This is a genomic window from Pseudomonas sp. GM60 (assembly GCF_000282415.1).
GTDB classification, from domain to species: Bacteria; Pseudomonadota; Gammaproteobacteria; order Pseudomonadales; family Pseudomonadaceae; genus Aquipseudomonas; species Aquipseudomonas migulae.
Genome location: NZ_AKJI01000032.1, coordinates 1 through 18,017, shown reverse-complemented (window position 1 = coordinate 18,017; position 18,017 = coordinate 1). Strand labels below are relative to the sequence as shown.

At 60.6% G+C, this 18,017-nt stretch carries 18 protein-coding genes; 9 read left to right on the top strand and 9 right to left on the bottom strand.

Annotated features, from left to right (window positions below; translation table 11 throughout):
* Window positions 1–172 precede the first annotated feature (172 nt).
* From aotJ to PMI32_RS21240, 3 genes are all read left to right on the top strand, one after another.
* Window positions 173–952 (top strand): L-arginine-binding protein AotJ, encoded by a 780-nt coding sequence (aotJ, locus tag PMI32_RS21230; RefSeq protein WP_008026734.1) that lies wholly within the window; start codon window positions 173–175, stop codon window positions 950–952.
* 214 nt (window positions 953–1,166) lie between these two features.
* The gene (locus tag PMI32_RS21235; RefSeq protein WP_008026733.1) at window positions 1,167–2,279 is read left to right on the top strand and encodes a M14 family metallopeptidase; all 1,113 of its coding nucleotides are present in this window, start codon (window positions 1,167–1,169) and stop codon (window positions 2,277–2,279) included.
* Window positions 2,280–2,459: 180 nt separating this feature from the next.
* Window positions 2,460–3,176, top strand: coding sequence for an alpha/beta hydrolase (locus PMI32_RS21240; protein ID WP_008026732.1), 717 nt, complete (start codon window positions 2,460–2,462; stop codon window positions 3,174–3,176).
* Between the two features lie 3 nt (window positions 3,177–3,179).
* Here the strand turns inward: PMI32_RS21240 and PMI32_RS21245 are convergent, their stop codons facing one another.
* Entirely contained in the window at window positions 3,180–3,740 is a 561-nt protein-coding gene (locus tag PMI32_RS21245) for a DcrB/PsbP domain-containing protein (protein ID WP_008026731.1), read from the bottom strand.
* A gap of 490 nt (window positions 3,741–4,230) precedes the next feature.
* Here PMI32_RS21245 and PMI32_RS21250 point away from each other — a divergent pair, with 490 nt between their 5' ends.
* The gene (locus tag PMI32_RS21250; protein ID WP_008026728.1) at window positions 4,231–4,602 is read left to right on the top strand and encodes a DUF6124 family protein; all 372 of its coding nucleotides are present in this window, start codon (window positions 4,231–4,233) and stop codon (window positions 4,600–4,602) included.
* 49 nt (window positions 4,603–4,651) lie between these two features.
* On the opposite strand, the gene PMI32_RS21255 is transcribed toward PMI32_RS21250, so the two are convergent.
* The 3 genes from PMI32_RS21255 to PMI32_RS21265 all read right to left on the bottom strand — a co-directional run bounded on the left by PMI32_RS21255 (window position 4,652) and on the right by PMI32_RS21265 (window position 6,558).
* Window positions 4,652–4,978 (bottom strand): putative quinol monooxygenase, encoded by a 327-nt coding sequence (locus PMI32_RS21255; RefSeq protein ID WP_008026726.1) that lies wholly within the window; start codon window positions 4,976–4,978, stop codon window positions 4,652–4,654.
* A gap of 29 nt (window positions 4,979–5,007) precedes the next feature.
* Entirely contained in the window at window positions 5,008–5,682 is a 675-nt protein-coding gene (locus tag PMI32_RS21260; RefSeq protein ID WP_008026724.1) for a glutathione S-transferase family protein, read from the bottom strand.
* Between the two features lie 84 nt (window positions 5,683–5,766).
* Window positions 5,767–6,558 carry a hypothetical protein gene (locus PMI32_RS21265; RefSeq protein WP_008026723.1) on the bottom strand — a complete coding sequence of 264 codons (792 nt, stop codon included), beginning with the start codon at window positions 6,556–6,558 and terminating at the stop codon, window positions 5,767–5,769.
* A gap of 157 nt (window positions 6,559–6,715) precedes the next feature.
* Between PMI32_RS21265 and PMI32_RS21270 the strand changes: the two genes are divergently transcribed.
* Entirely contained in the window at window positions 6,716–7,249 is a 534-nt protein-coding gene (locus PMI32_RS21270) for a chalcone isomerase family protein (protein ID WP_008026722.1), read from the top strand.
* Window positions 7,250–7,475: 226 nt separating this feature from the next.
* Complete coding sequence (locus tag PMI32_RS21275; protein ID WP_008026721.1) at window positions 7,476–8,795, top strand: Nramp family divalent metal transporter; 1,320 nt, start codon at window positions 7,476–7,478, stop codon at window positions 8,793–8,795.
* 91 nt (window positions 8,796–8,886) lie between these two features.
* Here the strand turns inward: PMI32_RS21275 and PMI32_RS21280 are convergent, their stop codons facing one another.
* Complete coding sequence (locus PMI32_RS21280; protein ID WP_008026720.1) at window positions 8,887–9,780, bottom strand: LysR family transcriptional regulator; 894 nt, start codon at window positions 9,778–9,780, stop codon at window positions 8,887–8,889.
* A gap of 112 nt (window positions 9,781–9,892) precedes the next feature.
* Between PMI32_RS21280 and PMI32_RS21285 the strand changes: the two genes are divergently transcribed.
* On the top strand, window positions 9,893–10,495 hold the full coding sequence (locus PMI32_RS21285) for an NADPH-dependent F420 reductase (RefSeq protein WP_008026719.1): 603 nt from the start codon (window positions 9,893–9,895) through the stop codon (window positions 10,493–10,495).
* 211 nt (window positions 10,496–10,706) lie between these two features.
* Here the strand turns inward: PMI32_RS21285 and PMI32_RS21290 are convergent, their stop codons facing one another.
* The 3 genes from PMI32_RS21290 to PMI32_RS21300 are packed head-to-tail and all read right to left on the bottom strand — an operon-like array spanning window position 10,707 to window position 13,300.
* On the bottom strand, window positions 10,707–11,888 hold the full coding sequence (locus PMI32_RS21290; RefSeq protein WP_008026718.1) for an acetyl-CoA C-acetyltransferase: 1,182 nt from the start codon (window positions 11,886–11,888) through the stop codon (window positions 10,707–10,709).
* 11 nt (window positions 11,889–11,899) lie between these two features.
* Window positions 11,900–12,565, bottom strand: coding sequence for a CoA transferase subunit B (locus PMI32_RS21295; protein ID WP_008026717.1), 666 nt, complete (start codon window positions 12,563–12,565; stop codon window positions 11,900–11,902).
* A 36-nt stretch (window positions 12,566–12,601) separates the two neighbouring features.
* Window positions 12,602–13,300 carry a CoA transferase subunit A gene (locus tag PMI32_RS21300; protein ID WP_008026716.1) on the bottom strand — a complete coding sequence of 233 codons (699 nt, stop codon included), beginning with the start codon at window positions 13,298–13,300 and terminating at the stop codon, window positions 12,602–12,604.
* 228 nt (window positions 13,301–13,528) lie between these two features.
* Here PMI32_RS21300 and PMI32_RS21305 point away from each other — a divergent pair, with 228 nt between their 5' ends.
* Window positions 13,529–14,428, top strand: a complete 900-nt coding sequence (locus tag PMI32_RS21305; RefSeq protein WP_008026715.1) for a LysR family transcriptional regulator — start codon at window positions 13,529–13,531, stop codon at window positions 14,426–14,428.
* Between the two features lie 12 nt (window positions 14,429–14,440).
* Here PMI32_RS21305 and PMI32_RS21310 read toward each other — a convergent pair whose 3' ends face one another.
* Complete coding sequence (locus PMI32_RS21310) at window positions 14,441–16,156, bottom strand: amidase (RefSeq protein ID WP_008026714.1); 1,716 nt, start codon at window positions 16,154–16,156, stop codon at window positions 14,441–14,443.
* A 406-nt stretch (window positions 16,157–16,562) separates the two neighbouring features.
* Between PMI32_RS21310 and solA the strand changes: the two genes are divergently transcribed.
* Window positions 16,563–17,723, top strand: coding sequence for an N-methyl-L-tryptophan oxidase (gene solA, locus PMI32_RS21315; RefSeq protein ID WP_008026713.1), 1,161 nt, complete (start codon window positions 16,563–16,565; stop codon window positions 17,721–17,723).
* The last annotated feature ends 294 nt before the right edge of the window (window positions 17,724–18,017 follow it).

Here is an 18,017-nt window from a genome sequence, read left to right as displayed (position 1 = left end):
CATCGTTCATTCAGCTCGCCTTTTTTATAAGTATTTGTCGCATATGCACAATTTACGCGCCTGAAGCCGCTCTAGACTGCCCGCCACTTCGGTTTTCTCCAACAAAAAAGCGCTGACCGAACGCTACCAATCGAACGCTGCCAATAAAAGCCTCCGCCCACAGGAGTTATAAATGAAGAAGCTAGTGATGTTCGGTGCCCTGGCACTGTCGATGTTGTCCCTGACCGCTGTGGCCGATGACGCCAAGCCGATCCGCATCGGTATCGAAGCCGGTTACCCGCCATTCTCGATGAAAACCCCTGACGGCAAACTCACCGGTTTCGACGTCGATATCGGCGACGCGCTGTGTGAGCAGGCGAAACTGAAATGTACTTGGGTCGAGCAAGAGTTCGACGGCCTGATCCCGGCCCTGAAGGTCAAGAAAATCGACGCGATCCTGTCGTCCATGACCATCACCGACGACCGCAAGAAAAACGTCGATTTCACCATCAAGTACTACCACACCCCGGCGCGCTTCGTGATGAAGGAAGGCACCGACGTCAAGGATCCGCTGACCGAGCTCAAGGGCAAGAAAGTCGGTGTGCTGCGCGCCAGTACTCACGACCGCTTCGCCACTGAAGTGCTGCAACCGGCCGGTATTGTCCTGGTGCGTTACGGCTCCCAGCAGGAAGCCAACCTGGACATGGTCTCCGGTCGCCTCGACGCGATGCTGGCCGACTCGGTCAACCTCGACGACGGTTTCCTGAAAACCGACGCAGGCAAGGGCTTCGCTTTTGTGGGTCCAACCTACGAAGACGCCAAGTACTTCGGCGGCGGCGCCGGCATCGCTGTGCGCAAGGGTGATAAAGAGCTGGCGGACAAATTCAACACCGCCATCACTGAAATCCGTGCCAACGGCAAGTACAAGCAAGTGCAGGACAAGTACTTCAATTTTGATGTTTACGGCGAGTAATCCAGCCGTATAAGAAAGTGGCAACCGTGTAGGCGGTTGCCACTTTTTTTATGTGCCGGTGTTTTTTTTTGCCAACATATTTTCCTGTAGGAGCTGGCTTGCCAGCGATGACGGCCGCACATTCAACATCAATGTGACTGTTGGATCGCCTTCGCCGGCAAGCCAGCTCCTACAGGTTTCGTGATCCTGAGCGTCGGTTTCGACAGGAGTTTTTATGCAACGCATCGACCACCCATTGCCCTGGAGCCACCTGGGCTCCGAACGCACCCTCAGCGTATTTCGTTACGGCACGGGCTCGCGCAAGGTCTACATCCAGGCCAGCCTGCACGCGGACGAACTGCCGGGCATGCGCACGGCGTGGGAGCTGAAAAAACGCCTGGCCGAACTCGAAGCCCAAGGTCAGTTGCAAGGCGTGATCGAGTTGGTTCCCGTGGCCAATCCCATCGGCCTGGACCAGCACCTGCAAGGCAGCCACATGGGCCGTTTCGAACTCGGCAGTGGCAAGAATTTCAACCGTTCGTTCGTTGAACTGAGCTCGCCGGTCGGCGAGCTGATCGGTGATCAGTTGGGCGCCGATGCCCAGGCCAACATCGCGTTGATTCGTCAGGCCATGGGCCAGGTTCTCGACGGTTTGCCTGCACCGAAGTCGCAGCTGGAAGCCATGCATCGCTTGCTGCTGCGCCATGCCTGTGACGCCGACATCACCCTCGATCTGCATTGCGATTTCGAAGCGGCGATTCATATTTATGCGCTGCCGCAACACTGGTCGCAATGGAAGTCCCTGGCGGCTCGACTGAAGGCGGGCGTTGCGCTGCTGTGTGAGGATTCCGGCGGCAGTTCTTTCGATGAATCCTGTTCTTCGCCATGGCTGCGCCTGGCAAGGGCATTCCCCGAGGCGGCGATTCCACCGGCCAACCTGGCGACAACACTGGAGCTGGGCAGCATGGGCGATACCCGGGTCGATCAGGCCCAGGCCAATTGTGAAGCCATTCTCGGGTTCCTTGCCGAACAGGGTTTTATCAAAGGCACCTGGCCGGCGGCACCGAGTGAATGTTGTGAAGGCATGCCGTTTGAAGGCACGGAATACCTGTTTGCGCCGCATCATGGCGTGGTCAGTTTCCTGCGCGAGGCCGGTGAATGGGTCGAGAAGGGCGATGCACTGTTTGAAGTGGTTGACCCGTTGAGCGACCGGGTGACCACCGTACGCGCCGGCACCAGTGGTGTGTTGTTTGCGATTGATCGCGGGCGGTATACGCAACCGGGGACGTGGCAGGCGAAAGTCGCTGGGCGTGAGGCGATTCGGGTTGGCAAACTCATCAACGACTAACGCCGATACACTTGTAGGCGCTGCGGGCGGCGTTCCGACTTGCCAGCGATGAGGCCCTTGAATTTGGCAGTGCCCTTGCGGCCGCCATCGCTGGCAAGCCAGCTCCTACAGGGGGGCGTGTGTTGCTTGAAAGAGATGTTAGGCTCAACCCCGAATCCTGCGCTCTGTGAAGGAAGGTTTATGTTGAAGGTTCTCGCTCTGCTGACACTCCTGGCGTCCGCCGCCGTCCACGCTGAAACCCCGCTGCATACCGATCTGCCGCTCAAATACCTGGAGCAGGCCAACCCCGAATCGGTCAATCAACCCCTGGTGATTTTCCTCCACGGCTACGGCAGTAACGAACAGGACTTGTTCAGCATCAAGGATGAATTGCCTGTCCACTACAACTACCTGTCGGTGCGCGCACCGATGGTCATGGAGGAGGGCAGCTATCAGTGGTTTCGCAAGAAGGGAGAAGGTGCCTACAACGGCGAGACGGATGACCTGAAGGCCAGCGGCCCGGTGTTGCTGGATTTCGTCGCACAGGCTGCGAAGAAATATCACACAGTACCGAACAAGGTTTACCTGGTGGGCTTCAGCCAGGGCGCGATCATGTCTTACGAGGTCGCGTTGCGTCATCCCGAAGCCGTGGGCGGGATCGCGGCGTTGAGCGGGCGAATTTTGCCGGTGCTCAAGTCCGAGCTCAAACCCGATGAAAAACTTCAGAAGCTGGCGATTTTCATCGGGCATGGCACGGCGGACAAACGCCTTCCCTTCAACGACGGCACCGAGGCGAACAGCCTGTTGCAGAGCCTGTCACTCAAGCCCGAATTTCATGCCTACCCAGGCGTTGGCCACAACATCAGTGCCGCCGAAATGCAGGATTTGAGCGCCTGGTTGCAGCGCCTCAACCCCTGAGCCTTACTTGCCGCTGACGATCTGTTTAACCAGCGCTTCGTGGCCGGCATTGTCGCTGAGACGGGAAATCACCTTTACCAGCGCCATGCGCGTGCCCGAGGCGGCCATCAGCGTGGTATCGAGGGTCTTGCCGCCGCCCTGGGTGGCGATGCTGTCGATCTCCCGCAGACCGAGGCCGGTGCCTTTCTGGGTCAGGCTTTTCTCACTGAGCTTGGTGAAATCCGGCAGTGCCTTGGCTTGTTGAGTGGCGAAGTCGGACGCCGTGGTATCGAGGAATTCACCGTCGTTGTCCTTGGCGTTGACGCCACCAGGAATGGTGTTTTCAGCGGCAATCACTACGGTTTTCGTGGTTGCGTTGGTGTACATGGTGCCACTCGCACCGGTCGCGTCCGCCGGCAGCGGGTTGGCAACGAAGCCCTTGGGCAGGTTGAATTTGAATTTTCCGCCCAGCATCGAGACGTTCTGCGCGGGCGCTGTCTCTTTAGCCGCCTGTGCATTCAAAGCCCCCAGGCTGGCAGCCACTGCCAGCAGCAGGACAACGGCTTTTTTACTCAACAGTGACATTCAAAATCTCCAGGGTGGTCTCGCGGTGGGGGCGATCATCCCATGGAGGTCGTGGAGCATTCCAGTGTGGGCTAACGGGTGGTCGGGTTCTGGTGAGCGAAAAGCTTTTGAACCTCGCGTTTACGGCTAATCAACGTATTTACGAAGGCTTGTTTAACCGCGCGCAGCGTTACTTCATGAAAGCTACAACACCTTGCGTCGTTGCCTACAGGTACGTAAGAATCCGCCGGCTTGTGCGCTTTTGGGGTGGGTTCTATTGTTTTCCGGTCGCTGAAAACACAGTGATCGGGTTTGGTAGACCCTCAGCATCGACGCATAGCGTCACCTTGTTCGGCCCTTTCTCAGGGCTGTGCTTTATGGTGGCCATGCGCAGGGCTCCTTCGGGGGCGCCGGTTCCGATGCCCGGTCTACCAACCTTCGTATGGCCGCCACCCTCCGTTTGGTAGCGAGAGGTTGATGGCTCCTTCTAAGTAGCATCGGAGCTCCATCTATGCCCAAACCAACACCCAATCCCCCCAACCCGGACCTGTCCGCTCCACCCCAAAGCACTGACCAAGAGAAGCTCGAAGAGACCATCAAACTCGGCCTCGACTTTTACGCCAATCCTGCCGCGCACATTGCCATGATCAACGCCACGCCAAGGCAACTCCACAGCATGTTCAGCGTCAATCCGGAGCTCGATGTCCAGACCCTGCTCAGCCATGCGTGCGAGTCGCTGGCATCGGCCAATGTCATGGCCATGGACCTGGCGGATCATATGGAGGGGACCCGTCGCAATTCGCTGTTGGGTATTGCGCAGGTCATCATGCTTGGGGAGCTGGCGGTGAACCAGGCGCTGGATAAACTCGACGCCGCCGAGTAATAGGGATGCCCGTGGTGAGAGGCTGGCCCTCACCACGGGGATTACGCTGTTACACGTCGCGGCGCACCGGGTAGCTCTCGATCACGTCCAGAAACTCGATCCGACGGTCGCTGGCCAACAGCTCCGGCAACAGCTTTTCATAGTCCTGGCGATACGGCTTGCTCAGGTGACGCGTGATGAAGTCATCCTTGCTGCAGTTCCAGGTTTCGTAGAGCACCAGAGTGTTCGGCTCGTCCTGCAATTGGTGGACCCAGGTGTTGACGAAGTCCGGCTCGGCCGACATCTGGTGCACCACATCCAGCAGGCGCTCCTTTGTTTCGGCGAAGCGTTCCGGTTTGGCTGGCAGGTAAACGATAAACGCGACTCGATCACTCATTTCATCACCTTCGCATGCGGGGGAATGGATTACTGCGCCTGGTTCTGCGGGAACAGATTGCGACGGGTTTCTTCGTCGAATTCCGCTTTCAGTACCAGCTTCTCTTTGAGGCCGTGAGCACGTACGGCCGCCGGGCGAGCGCTGATTTCATCGAACAGGCGCTTGACGTTCGGGTACGCCGCCAAACCGTTTTCGCCGAGGATGTATGGCGCGTAATTGGCCCAGCCCCACAGCGCCATGTCGGCGATGCTATAGGTGTCGCCGGCCAGGTATTGATGGTCGGCCAGGCGCTGATCGAGCACGCGGTAATGACGCTCGACTTCCTTGAGGTAACGGTTTTTTGCGTAGGCCAGGTCTTCCGGGGCGTGGTGCAAGAAGTGCACTGCCTGACCCGAGAATGGCGACAGGCCGGTGGCGATGAACATCAGCCACGACAGCAGTTCGGCCTGGCCGGCAACGGAGGTCGGCAGGAAGCGCTGATGTTTTTGCGCGAGGTGCAACAGGATCGCCTGGGAGTCGAACACGGTGGCGTCGCCATCGACCAGCGCTGGCACTTTGGCGTTCGGGTTGATCGCCAGAAAGGCTGGCTGGTGTTGCTCGCCCTTGAAGGTGTCGACGCCGATCAATTCGTACGGCGTTTGCAGTTCTTCAAGCAGCAGGGCGACTTTCATCGGGTTTGGCGAAGGGTGGAAAAAGAATTTCATGGTGTAGGCCTCAGTCAGTGGTTGGTCAGGAACTGAGGCTGATAGTGGGCGAAACCCGTTCGATTGACGTACGGGGTTGTTGTTCTACTCGTTCGAAATAGTTGAACGGGTTGCGGGCGTTGCCACCGGTTTGGCCAACAGGCGCCGGGTGACGCCGAGCATGGCGACCGACACCGCGACGCCCAGGCCAAAAGCCTTCAGGCCCATGCCCGGCAAGGTCAGCGCCAGGACCAGGCAGAACGCGCTGAACGAATACATGCCGGTGGCCGTGGCGCGCAACAAGGCGGCGGTAAACGCCGAGCCACGGGTTTGCTGGGAAAACACCGCCATCACGCTGCCCAGCACCGGGAACACCGCGAGCAGGCCGCTCCAGCGTTCGCCGACGGTGCTGGCGAGCCAGGTGACCGCGAGAGTGAGAAGGGCGCCGGCAATCATGCGCAGCAGCAATTTGTCGGACTTCGGTGCCGGGCCGGAGACGATCGGCTGCACCTTGGGAAACAGGTAAGGCGCCGCCAGCAGCGCGGTCGCGGCGGCGATCACCGAGAACACCAGGGACGGTGGAATCACCGACAGCACCACCGCCGCTGTCGCCCAGACCAGCAGCGAAACCGTCAGCGCCCAAGGCCATCCCGCGCGTTGGGCGACCTGGGCGTAGGTTACGCAGAAGGCAATCATCGCGAACATCGCGGATAACGCGGCGGTCGCCGATTGCGCGGCAAACACTTCGCCTTGTTCGATAGCGAGGAAAAACAGAATCGGCCCGACTACCACCGGTAACCCCGACAGCCAACCGGCAACGCTCGGGCCCCAGCGTTTGCCCGCGAGGGAGATCAGTAAGAGAAACCCGGGAATGACCAGCAGTTTGAGCAGCAGCACGTAGGCGCCTCCGACCTTAGCGAAGCGGCAACGTTAGCATTGCGACAAGTAGATTGCTCTAAGGATTGGCTGTTTTTGTATACAAAGCTGAAAGCTTGTACAGCAACACTTTATGCGTATAAGTAACAGAACCCATACGCGCTGAATCGAGCCGATCATGACCCGACCACGATCACCTCTGCGTCATACCCTGTGGCTGTTGGTATTGCTGGGCAACCACGCGTTGGCCAATTGGCAGGAGTCTTTACCCGGTGCTCAAATCATTGGCACCGGTGAGTTCCGGATGTTCGGTTTCGATATCTACAACGCTCGTCTGTGGAGCGCCACTCAGCCATTTGCGAGCGACCAGCCGTTCGCCCTGGAGCTGATTTATCAGCGCAGGATTTCCCGGGACGATCTGGTCCAGGCCAGCGTCGAAGAAATCAAACGACTGTCGGGCGCATCGGTGAGTGCCGGACAACTCGCGGCATGGCAGGCGCAGATGCAGCAGGCGTTTGTCGATGTGCAGGCCGGGACCCGACTCATCGGGGTTTACTTGCCAGGGCAGGGCGCACGTTTTTTTGTCGGCCCGCAGTTGCAGTACGAGGTGACGGACCCGGTGTTCGCCCGGGCGTTTTTTGATATCTGGCTCGACCCGCGCACGAGCAATCCCGGATTGCGGGAGCAGTTGTTGGGTATTGCCAAGCCCTGAACATCACCCGCCGTTGTTTTTGCTTTTGTAGGAGCAAGCTTGCTCGCGATGGACGTTAACGATAACGCGTGCTTCCTGATTAAACGCGGCGCCCTTGAATCCATCGCGAGCAAGCTTGCTCCTACAAAGGCAAAAGCAACGGCGGCGATCTTTGCGTTTTGTCTGTACACCGAAAAGCGCGAAACGTCTAAGCTGCGCCCTCCCGCCTGTTTTCTGGAATGTTTGCGTGAAATTCAGTTTGCCCAAAGTCGCCACTGCGCCGTTTTGTCCGCCGGAAGTGGCGGGCAGCGTTGCCGTTGACCCTCGCGCGTCATTTTTCAAGCGTGTCCTGCGTTTCGCCGGCCCGGGCTTGCTGGTGTCCATCGGCTACATGGACCCGGGCAACTGGGCCACTGCCATCGAGGCCGGTTCGCGGTTTGGTTACAGCCTGTTGTTTGTGGTGTTGTTGGCGAGTCTGGCGGGGATGGTGGTGCAGTGTTTGTGCTCGCGTCTGGGCATTGCCACCGGGCGCGATCTGGCGCAGTTGTCCCGCGAGCGCTACAGCACGCGGACCGCACGGACCCAATGGGTGCTGGCGGAAATCTCGATCATCGCCACCGACCTCGCCGAAGTACTCGGCTGTGCGTTGGCGTTCCATCTGCTGTTGGGCTGTTCGCTGAGCGTCGGCATCGCCCTCACGGCGTTCGACACGCTGCTGGTGCTGGCCCTGCAGAACCGTGGCTTCCGCCGACTGGAAGCGATCATGCTGGTGCTGGTGAGCACCATCGGTGTGTGTTTCTTCGTTGAATTGTTGTTGATCAAGCCTTACTGGCCGGACGTCGCACGGGGTTTCACGCCGTCTCTGTCGGCCATCGGCGATGCGGCGCCGCTGTACCTGGCCATCGGGATTCTCGGGGCCACGGTGATGCCGCATAACTTGTACCTGCACACCTCGATCGTACAGACCCGGATGATCGGCAAGGACTTGGCCAGCAAGCAGGACGCGGTGAAACTGGCGCGCATCGACACCATCGGTTCCCTGGCGCTGGCACTGCTGGTGAACGCGGCGATCCTGATCCTCGCGGCTGCGGCCTTCCACAAGACCGGGCACACCGATGTGGTGGACATTCAGGACGCCTATCACTTGCTCGACCCGCTGGTGGGCGGCGCGTTGGCCAGCGTGCTGTTCGGCGTCGCGTTGCTGGCGTCCGGTCAAAGTTCGACGTTCACCGGCACCATCGCCGGGCAAGTGATCATGGAGGGCTACCTCAACCTGCGGATTCCCTGCTGGCAGCGGCGGTTGATTACCCGGGGGCTGGCGTTGATCCCGGCGTTTATCGGTGTGTGGCTGATGGGGGATAACGCGATCGGCAAGCTGCTGGTGTTGAGTCAGGTGGTGTTGAGTTTGCAGTTGCCGTTTGCGTTGTATCCGTTGATTCGCATGACCAATGATCACAAGTTGATGGGGCCGTTTGTGAATCGATTGCCGACGCGGGTGTTGGCGTGGGGGTTGTTTGCGGTGATCAGTGGGGCGAATAGTTGGTTGATCTTCCAGTTTTTTGGGTGACAGGTCTGGCCTCATCGCCGGCAAGCCGGCTCCTACAGGGTTCACCATTTTCTGTAGGAGCCGGCTTGCCGGCGATGAACGATGACACGGTCTACCGCTGAAACGCCTCAACCACAAAATCAATGAACACCCGGGTCTTGGCCGGCATCAGCGTCCGGCTCGGGTAATACAGCGAGATCGGTCCCGCATCGGCGTGCCAGTCCGGCAGCAGGCGCACCAGTTCCCCGCGCTGGATGTGTGTGACGACATCCGGCAATACCAGCAGCGTCACCCCCAGCCCCAGGAGCGCTGCCTCACGCATGGCGGCGGGATCGTTGAGCACGATGCTTTCGTTCAGACCGGCGCTCTCTTCATGGCCCGCTCGATCGTGCATCACCCACTGGCGAATCCGCCCGGTGCGAATGCCGCGCATCACAATGCCGGTGTGTCCGATCAGGTCGGCCGGCGTGCGCGGCAGCGTGCGTCCTGCCAGGTAGGCCGGTGAGGCCACCGCGACGATATCCGCCGCCGCCAACGTCCGTGAGATGACCCCAGGCGTGAGTTCGAAGCCGCCGCCGATGGCCGCGTCATAGCCTTCAGCAATCAAGTCCACCTGGCGATTTTCGAAGTGCCATTCCGGGCGAATCAACGGATAACGCGCCAGGAACTGCGGCAACAACGGCAACACATGACCGATGCCAAACGTCGGCGCCAGGCTGACCTTGAGCACACCGGCCGGCTCCCCGCGATCGCTGCTCACGGCACTGATCGCCGCTTGCAACGCCTCCAGGTTGCCGCCGATGCTGGCCAGAAAACCCTCACCAGCTTCAGTGAGCGACAGCTTGCGGGTCGAACGCTGAAACAACCGCACACCCATATTGCGCTCCAGCATCGCTACGTTGCGGCTGACCGCGGCGGGTGTCAGCGCCAGCAAACGTGCCGCGGCGGAAAAACTGCCCGTTTCAGCGCTGCGTACAAAAGATTCGAGGTTGGCGAGGGTTTCCATGTCTGGTACCTGCTATGAATACTTGAAAATCATTCAAGCCATTACCCGCTAATCAAGGGCTAATGACAAGCGCAGTATTCACGCCAACGACAACCCCTTGGAGTGAATCACCATGAGTACTATCGGCATCATCGGCGCTGGCGCCATTGGTTCAGCGTTTGCCAGAGCCTTGTCCCGTCAGGGCATCGAAGTCGTCATCGCCAACAGTCGTGGACCTGAAACGCTGGCATCGCTGGTAGCGGAGTTCGGCCCGACGGCGCGCGCCGGCACCCGTGAAGAAGCGGCCGCCCAGCCAATCGTTCTGGTGGCGGTCAACTGGTCGAAGTTGCCGACAGCACTCGCTGGTCTGCCGGACTTCGGCGGGCGGATCGTGATCGACGCCAATAACTCGATTGAGGCGCCGTCGTTCAAGGCGGTGGATTTGCACGGCCGTACATCCAGCGAAGTGTTTGCTGAATGGGTGCCGGGGGCGAGGGTGGTGAAGGCGTTCAATCACCTGGCGGCGCGCTTGCTGGAGAGTGATCCGGCGGCGGAGGGCGGTCGGCGGGTGCTGTTTGTGTCGGGCGATGATGCCGAGGCGAAAGCTCAGGTGGTTGCGTTGACTGAGCGCTTGGGCTTCTTCGGGATTGACCTTGGGGAATTGAGTGTCGGCGCGCGGTTGGCGCAGTTTCCGGGTGGGCCGTTGCCGGTGTTGAATCTCGTGAAGTTCGCCTGACACACGGTTCCTGTAGGAGCGAGCCTGCTCGCGATGGACTTCAACGATAACGCGTGCCGTTTGAATGAACGCGTTGTCCTGACGTTTTTCGCCGGCAAGCCGGTCTCGCTCCTACAGGGTTTTGCCGGAACCCGGTGCGACGTGTGTCACACCGGGGTTGTTGCCGGATGGCGCGGATCTTCGTGGGTCCCCGCGCCGTCCGTTGAACGCGTTAAGCCCGTTCGATCGCCAGTGCCACGCCCTGACCACCACCGATGCACAGGGTGGCGAGGCCTTTTTTGGCGTCGCGCTTGATCATTTCATGCAGCAAAGTCACCAGCACACGGCAACCCGACGCACCGATCGGGTGACCGAGGGCGATGGCGCCGCCGTTGACGTTGACCTTGTTCAAGTCCCACTCCAGGTCCTTGGCCACCGCCAGGGATTGCGCGGCAAAGGCTTCGTTGGCTTCGATCAGGTCCAGTTGGTCGATGGACCAGCCGGCTTTGCTCAGGCAACGGCGAGTGGCCGACACCGGGCCGATGCCCATGATCGCCGGGTCCACGCCCGCGTTGGCGTAAGCCGCGATTTTTGCCAGCACCGGCAGGCCCAGGGCCTTGGCTTTGTCCGCGCTCATCAGGATCACGGCGGCGGCGCCGTCGTTCAGCGACGAAGCGTTACCGGCGGTCACCGAACCGTCCTTCTTGAAGGCCGGTTTCAGTTTGCCCAGGGCTTCGGCGGTGGTGCCGGCGCGAGGCTGTTCATCGGTGGCGAAGGACAGCGGATCGCCCTTGCGCTGCGGAATCAGGATCGGCGTGATTTCATCGGCAAAACGCCCGGCTTCGATGGCGGCCGTGGCTTTCTGCTGCGAGGCCGCAGCGAAGGCATCCTGTTGCTCGCGGGTCAGGCTGTACTTTTCAGCCAGGTTCTCGGCGGTGATGCCCATGTGGTAATCGTTGAACGCATCCCACAGGCCGTCGCTGATCATGGTGTCGACGATTTGCGCGTGACCCATGCGCAGACCGGTGCGCGCACCGGGCATGACGTAGTTGGACAGGCTCATGTTTTCCTGGCCGCCGGCAATGATCACGTCGGCGTCGCCGCAGCGAATCGCCTGGGTGGCCAGGTGCAGGGCCTTGAGGCCGGAGCCGCAGACCTTGTTCAGGGTCATGGCCGGCACGGTGAACGGCAGGCCCGCCTTGATCGCGGACTGACGCGCAGGGTTTTGCCCGGCGCCGGCGGTCAACACCTGGCCCATGATCACTTCATCGACTTCAGCCGGGTTCAGGCCGGTTTGCGTCAGCAACTGACGGATCACCGCAGCACCGAGGTCTACGGCGGACACATTGGCCAGCGAGCCCTGGAAGCTGCCGATGGCAGTACGGGTGGCGGCGACAATGACGACTTCTTGCATGGAATGATTCCTCACTGGGCAGCGAACTGCATTTCCGGAACGTGGTCCGGCACGATCAGTTTACCGGCAGTCTTGGCGACGATCTCTTCGACGCTGACGCCCGGCGCACGCTCTTTGAGAATGAACGCGCCGTTTTCGATTTCAAGATACGCAAGGTCGGTCAGTACGCGCTTGATGCAACCGGCGCCGGTCAGCGGCAGGCTGCATTGGGACAGCAGCTTGGACTCACCGTCCTTGGAAGCGTGGGTCATGATGACGATGATGTTGTCTGCGCCGGCCACCAGGTCCATGGCGCCGCCCATGCCCTTGACCAGCTTGCCGGGGATCATCCACGAGGCGATGTTGCCTTGCACGTCGACTTCAAACGCGCCGAGCACGGTCAGGTCGACATGACCCCCGCGAATCATCGCGAAGGACTCGGCGGAGGAAAAGATCGATGCGCCGGTACGCGCGGTCACGGTTTGCTTGCCGGCGTTGATCATGTCGGCATCGATGGTTTCTTCAGTAGGAAAAGGACCCATGCCGAGCAGGCCGTTTTCCGACTGCAGCATGACTTCCATGCCTTCGGGAATGTAGTTGGCGACCAGGGTCGGAATGCCGATGCCCAGGTTCACGTAGAAGCCGTCCTGCATTTCGCGGGCGACGCGTTGAGCCATTTGTTCGCGGGAAAGTGCCATTGTTGTTATTCCTTCATTCGGTCCGGGGGCAGGGGATCACTTACGCACAGTGCGCTGTTCGATGCGCTTCTCGAACGTGCCGCAAATGACCCGGTCGACGTAGATGCCAGGGGTGTGGATCTGCGCCGGGTCCAGCTCGCCGGGTTCGACGATTTCTTCGACTTCGACCACGGTGATCTTGCCGGCGGTGGCGGCCAGCGGGTTGAAGTTCTGGGCGGTGTGGCGGTAGATGACGTTGCCGAAATGGTCGGCTTTCCAGCCTTTGACGATGGCGAAGTCACCGGTGATGGATTCTTCCATCAGGTACTTGCGACCGTGGAATTCGCGCACTTCCTTGCCTTCGGCGACCGGGGTGCCGACGCCAGTAGCCGTGAAGAATGCCGGGATGCCGGCGCCGCCCGCGCGCATTTTTTCGGCGAGGGTGCCTTGGGGCGTCAGGACGACTTCGATTTCGCCTTTCAGCAGTTGGTCTTCGAACAGCTTGTTTTCGCCGACGTAGGAGGCCACTACTTTTTTGATCTGCCGGTCTTCCAGCAGCACGCCAAGACCGAAACCGTCGACGCCGCAGTTGTTGGAAACCACGGTCAGGTCACGGGTGCCTTTGCGCTTGATCTCGGCGATCAGGTTTTCCGGAATGCCGCACAGGCCGAAGCCGCCGGCAATCACGGTCATGCCGTCTTCAAGACCTGCCAGAGCTTCCTCGTAGGAACTCACGCGCTTGTCGAAACCTGCCATATGCACCTCTTTTATTCTTTGTGGGCGGCTGGCTAGCCGTATGGGATGGAGTGTCGCGCTGGAGGATTTATTTGTTAAGTTGATTTTTAAGGTTGATTGATAGATAAAACTCACCAATAAATCCTGTAGGAGCATGGCTTGCCCGCGATGACGATCTCCAGGACGCCATCGCGGGCAAGCCATGCTCTTACAGAGAGTACCTGAGCTCATTACTGGAGCAGTTAGCCTATGACAGTCAAGCAGATCCGCGCCTTTCTGGCCGTGGCCCAGAGTCTGAGCTTTGCCGTCGCCTGCGAACGATTGCACCTGTCGCAATCGGCACTGAGCCTGACCATCAAGGCGCTGGAGGAGGGCCTGGGAGGGCGGCTGTTTACCCGCAATACGCGCAATGTTGCGCTGACGCCCGAGGGGGAGTCCCTGGTGCCGTTGGCCCGCCGATTGATCGCGGACTGGGACAATGTCGAGGACGAACTGCGCCAGCGTTTTACCCTGCAGCGCGGGCGCGTGACGCTGGCGGCGATGCCGTCGTTTGCCGGGAACCTGCTGCCGCCGATCCTCAAGACGTTTCGCGCGCGGTATCCCAAGGTCAACGTCACGGTGAATGACGTGATCAACGAGCAGGTGCTGGAAATGGTGCGCGATCGGCAGGTCGAGTTGGGCGTAGCGTTTGAACCGACGCAAAGTTCGTCGCTGCAATTCACGCCGTTGTACCGGGACCGGTTTGTGGCGGTGGTGCCGTTCGATTCGCCTTTTTCAGAACGCGAAGACATTGATTGGCAGACGTTGCTTGAAGAGCCTTTCATTACCTTGCAGCGACCGTCGACGGTGCGGGTGATGCTGGAGGAGCACTTGCAAACGCGGGGGATGAAGTTGCCGGTGGAGTTTGAAAGCCATCAGTTGGCGACAGTCGGGAGAATGGTCGCCAGCGGCCTGGGGGTGAGCGCGGTGCCGGCGTTGTGTGCCGGGCAGATGCGCGAGTTGGGCGCGCGGTGCATTACCCTGCGTGACCCAGTGGTGGAACGGGCGATCGGGGTATTGACCAAGCCTGGGGTGGAGTTGTCGGCAGCGGCGCAGGCGTTGTTCGATATTCTCAAGGAAGAAAACTTCGACCAACGCCTTGCCCTGTGAAATCGCTCGGTTCTACTTTTTAGCGACCGACAACGGTGGGGTTCGAGGCGGGATCATGCGCTTGGTCCCCGTCGACTCGAATGCCGAGGCGAAGCGCAGCAGCGTCGAATCGTCGTAGGCGCGGCCGGCAAACGTCAGCCCGACGGGCATGCCGATGTCCGGCATCACGCCCATCGGCACGGTGACCGTTGGCACACCCAAATGCCGGATGGCGAGGTTGCCGTTGGCCACCCAGATGCCGTTGCTCCAGGCGATGTCCGCAGAGGCCGGGTCGATATCGGCATTCGCCGGTGCAACGTCGGCCACCGTCGGGAACAGCACCGCATCGAGCCCCAGCCGATCCATCCAGTCTTCCAGGTCGATTCGACGGGTTTTTTCCAGCCCACGCAAGCCATCAGGCACTGTGGAAATCTGATCCCACGGGGTGATGCCGCGCTCAGCCATCCGCACGTATTCGTCCATGCCGGCGACCAGGTCGCCCTCACGGTTGGGCAGGGTTCCCGGGTCGTGCGGGAAAATCAGCGGCCCGTCTACATCGACCAGACGGTTCAATTTCGGGTCGCCGTTGGCCTGCAGGAAATCATCGAATGCCCAGGCCGTCAGGTCCCACAACTCATGATGCAGGAACTCTTTCGACACCAGGCCTCGGGTAAACACCGTCGGCGCACCCGGACGATCACCCTCGCAATTGGAGACCAGCGGGAAGTCGACTTCAATCACTTCGGCACCCGCCGCTTCGAGTGCCTTGCGGGCCTCTTCCCAGAGCCCGATCACCGATGGACGCGTGTTGATGCGCTGCCCCGTCGGCCCACCGATGCCCGGTGCGTCGCTCGTGCCCGCGTCGGGATCGGCGTTGATGTACATGCGCGGAACGCCGAGGCGTTTGCCGACGAGTGCATCGGTGTTCGCCGCAAGTTCGGCATAGGATGCCGGGCGCACCGAGGCGACGCTCGGAATCGGCACCCAGGGTTGCAGCCGCCACAGATCGCCGCGGGTGTCGGGATCTTCCGCCACCACCACGTCGAGCACTTCAAGCAGGTCGGCCATGGTTCTGGCGAAGGGCACGACGACGTCCATGGTCGGCGTCAGCGGCCAGTTGCCGCGCACCGAGATCACCCCGCGCGACGGCGTGTAGGCGCACAAACCGTTGTTCGAGGCCGGACCGCGACCGCTCGACCAGGTTTCTTCCGCGAGACCGAAGGCCGCGAAACTGGCGGCGGTCGCCGTCCCGGCGCCGTTCGACGAACCCGAAGCGAAAGGAGCGGTGAGGTAGTCAGCGTTGTACGGGCTTTCGGCCCGGCCATAGACCCCGCGCTGCATGCCGCCGTTCGCCATCGGCGGCATGTTGGTTTTGCCCAGGCAGATCGCACCCGTGGCGCGAAGCCGTTCGATGGTGAACGCATCGCGATAGGCAATCAGGTGGGCGAAAGCGGGGCTGCCAGAGGCGGCGGTCAGCCCTTTGACCAGATAACTGTCTTTGGCGGTATAGGGAATGCCATCGAGCGGCCCCAGCGTTTGACCTTTGGCCCGACGGGCATCGGACGCCCGCGCTTCATTGAGCGCCTCGGGATTGCGCACCACCACGGCGTTGAGCGCGGTGGCGGTGTCCGGGCCATCGTAGGCATCGATCCGGGCCAGGTAAGCCTGCACCAGTTCGACGGCGGTGGTCTGCCCGGATTCGAGCGCCGCGCGCAGTTCGGCAATGGACACTTCAGTGACTTCGATCATGCGCTTACCACCGGCTGCTGAGGGGTGACGGGTTGAATGTTTCCATCACGCGGGAGCGTTGGCTCAGGGGCATCACTTTTCTCAAAATGGGTTCTCATATCCGTTCTCGTTGCACTGCATTACGCGACAGCGTGCTATTTAACACCAAGTTGGGCCCGATAGAGTTGTCGATACGCGTCAACCAGTTGATCCAGGGTGAAGCGAGCAAGTTGCTGGCAACTTCAATGGCTCGCTGGGTAGAGTCGATGCTAGGTGTTTATGGCTTGGCCATATATTGGTCGACCGGACAAACACTGTTGTCGGATTTCACATGAATCCTGAATCGGCAGGCTCAGGCCGCCTGCTTTCGCTCTTGAGTTTTCAGCGGCTTTCAGACTCAAATGATCCTTTTCGGGACGGTGACGATATGGAACATCGGTGTGAAGTAGCGGTGCTCGGACTCGGCGCGATGGGCGCCGCGACGGTGTATCAACTGGCGAAATCCGGGGGCAGGGTCATCGGCGTCGACCGCCACCATCCTCCCCACACGCAGGGCTCCAGCCATGGGGACACGCGCATCACTCGGCTTTCGGTCGGCGAAGGTGCGGCGTACGTGCCCATTGTCCGCAACTCGCATCGGATCTGGCGAGAGCTCGAAGCGCTGTCCGGCGAGTCGCTGTTCGAGCAGTGCGGCGTGCTGGTGTTGAGCTCCAGCCCCGGCTATGACGCCGACGATGCCAACGACTTCACGAACCGCACCCTTCAACTGGCGAACACCTATGGCATCGAGCATGAGGTGTTGTCCGCCGAACAGATTCGCCAGCGATTCCCGCAGTTTTCCCAGGTGCTGGACACTGCCGTCGGCTACTTCGAGCCGAGTGGCGGTTACGTCCGGCCGGAACGCTGCATCGCGGTGCAATTGCAGCTCGCCGAGGAACACGGCGCCACGTTGTTCAAGGGCGAAACCGTCACGCACATCCGCTCGGACGAGCAGGGCGTCACCCTCACCACCGACCAGCGCACGATCCGCGCCGACAAAGTCGTGGTCAGTGCCGGTATGTGGTCCCGGGATTTGTTGGGGCAGCCGTTTGACCGCTTGTTGCGGGTGTGTCGGCAGAAGTTGTTCTGGTTTGAACAGGAAGAGCACGCGGAGTTTGCCGAGGTGTCACCGACGTTCATCTTCAGCCACGGTCCGGCACAGTCCTTCTACGGCTTCCCGCCGTTACCGGGCGAGGGCAGCGTGAAGGTCGCGACGGAGCAATACACTGAAGAATCCTCGCCAGACATGCTGGACCGGACCGTCAGCGCCGCTGAAGAACACGACATGTACGAACGTCAGGTGCGCGGCCGGATCGCGGGCGTGACTTCGCGTGTGGTCAAGTCGGCGGTGTGCACGTACACCGTCACGCCGGATTCGCACTTCATCATCGACGAGCATCCGTCACTGAAAAACACCCTGGTGGTGTCGGCCTGCTCGGGACATGGTTTCAAGCATTCCGCGGCATTGGGCGAGGCGGTTGCGCAGTGGTGCGTGCGTGGCAGCAGTGACCTGGACCTGTCGGCGTTTTCGTTGAAGCGGTTTGCCTGACTTGCCGATCCCGGCCACCCCGCGATCCGTAGGAGCCAGGCTTGCCGGCGAAGGCGCCCGTGAAATCGCCATCGCCGGCAAGCCGGGCTCCTACAGGTTTGGTGTGAATCCCCAATCCCGAACATCCCTCAATCCGTAGGAGCCGGCTTGCTGGCGATGGCGTCCATGAAATCGCCATCGCCGGCAAGCCGGACTCCTACAGGTTTGGCGTGAATTCCCAATCTCGAATATCCCCGCGATCCGTAGGAGCCGGCTTGCTGGCGATGGCGTCTGTGAAATCGCCATCGCCGGCAA

What these genes read in the sequence shown, in the direction of transcription:
- PMI32_RS21300 (WP_008026716.1), bottom strand. Translation starts at nt 13,300, where the DNA reads ATGGCAGGTTTCGACAAGCGCGTGAGTTCCTACGAGGAAGCTCTGGCA.
- PMI32_RS21245 (WP_008026731.1), bottom strand. Translation starts at nt 3,740, where the DNA reads ATGTCACTGTTGAGTAAAAAAGCCGTTGTCCTGCTGCTGGCAGTGGCT.
- PMI32_RS21280 (WP_008026720.1), bottom strand. Translation starts at nt 9,780, where the DNA reads ATGGAAACCCTCGCCAACCTCGAATCTTTTGTACGCAGCGCTGAAACG.
- PMI32_RS21270 (WP_008026722.1), top strand. Translation starts at nt 6,716, where the DNA reads ATGACCCGACCACGATCACCTCTGCGTCATACCCTGTGGCTGTTGGTA.
- PMI32_RS21295 (WP_008026717.1), bottom strand. Translation starts at nt 12,565, where the DNA reads ATGGCACTTTCCCGCGAACAAATGGCTCAACGCGTCGCCCGCGAAATG.
- PMI32_RS21240 (WP_008026732.1), top strand. Translation starts at nt 2,460, where the DNA reads ATGTTGAAGGTTCTCGCTCTGCTGACACTCCTGGCGTCCGCCGCCGTC.
- PMI32_RS21260 (WP_008026724.1), bottom strand. Translation starts at nt 5,682, where the DNA reads ATGAAATTCTTTTTCCACCCTTCGCCAAACCCGATGAAAGTCGCCCTG.
- PMI32_RS21305 (WP_008026715.1), top strand. Translation starts at nt 13,529, where the DNA reads ATGACAGTCAAGCAGATCCGCGCCTTTCTGGCCGTGGCCCAGAGTCTG.
- aotJ (WP_008026734.1), top strand. Translation starts at nt 173, where the DNA reads ATGAAGAAGCTAGTGATGTTCGGTGCCCTGGCACTGTCGATGTTGTCC.
- PMI32_RS21285 (WP_008026719.1), top strand. Translation starts at nt 9,893, where the DNA reads ATGAGTACTATCGGCATCATCGGCGCTGGCGCCATTGGTTCAGCGTTT.
- PMI32_RS21250 (WP_008026728.1), top strand. Translation starts at nt 4,231, where the DNA reads ATGCCCAAACCAACACCCAATCCCCCCAACCCGGACCTGTCCGCTCCA.
- PMI32_RS21290 (WP_008026718.1), bottom strand. Translation starts at nt 11,888, where the DNA reads ATGCAAGAAGTCGTCATTGTCGCCGCCACCCGTACTGCCATCGGCAGC.
- PMI32_RS21310 (WP_008026714.1), bottom strand. Translation starts at nt 16,156, where the DNA reads ATGATCGAAGTCACTGAAGTGTCCATTGCCGAACTGCGCGCGGCGCTC.
- PMI32_RS21235 (WP_008026733.1), top strand. Translation starts at nt 1,167, where the DNA reads ATGCAACGCATCGACCACCCATTGCCCTGGAGCCACCTGGGCTCCGAA.
- solA (WP_008026713.1), top strand. Translation starts at nt 16,563, where the DNA reads ATGGAACATCGGTGTGAAGTAGCGGTGCTCGGACTCGGCGCGATGGGC.
- PMI32_RS21255 (WP_008026726.1), bottom strand. Translation starts at nt 4,978, where the DNA reads ATGAGTGATCGAGTCGCGTTTATCGTTTACCTGCCAGCCAAACCGGAA.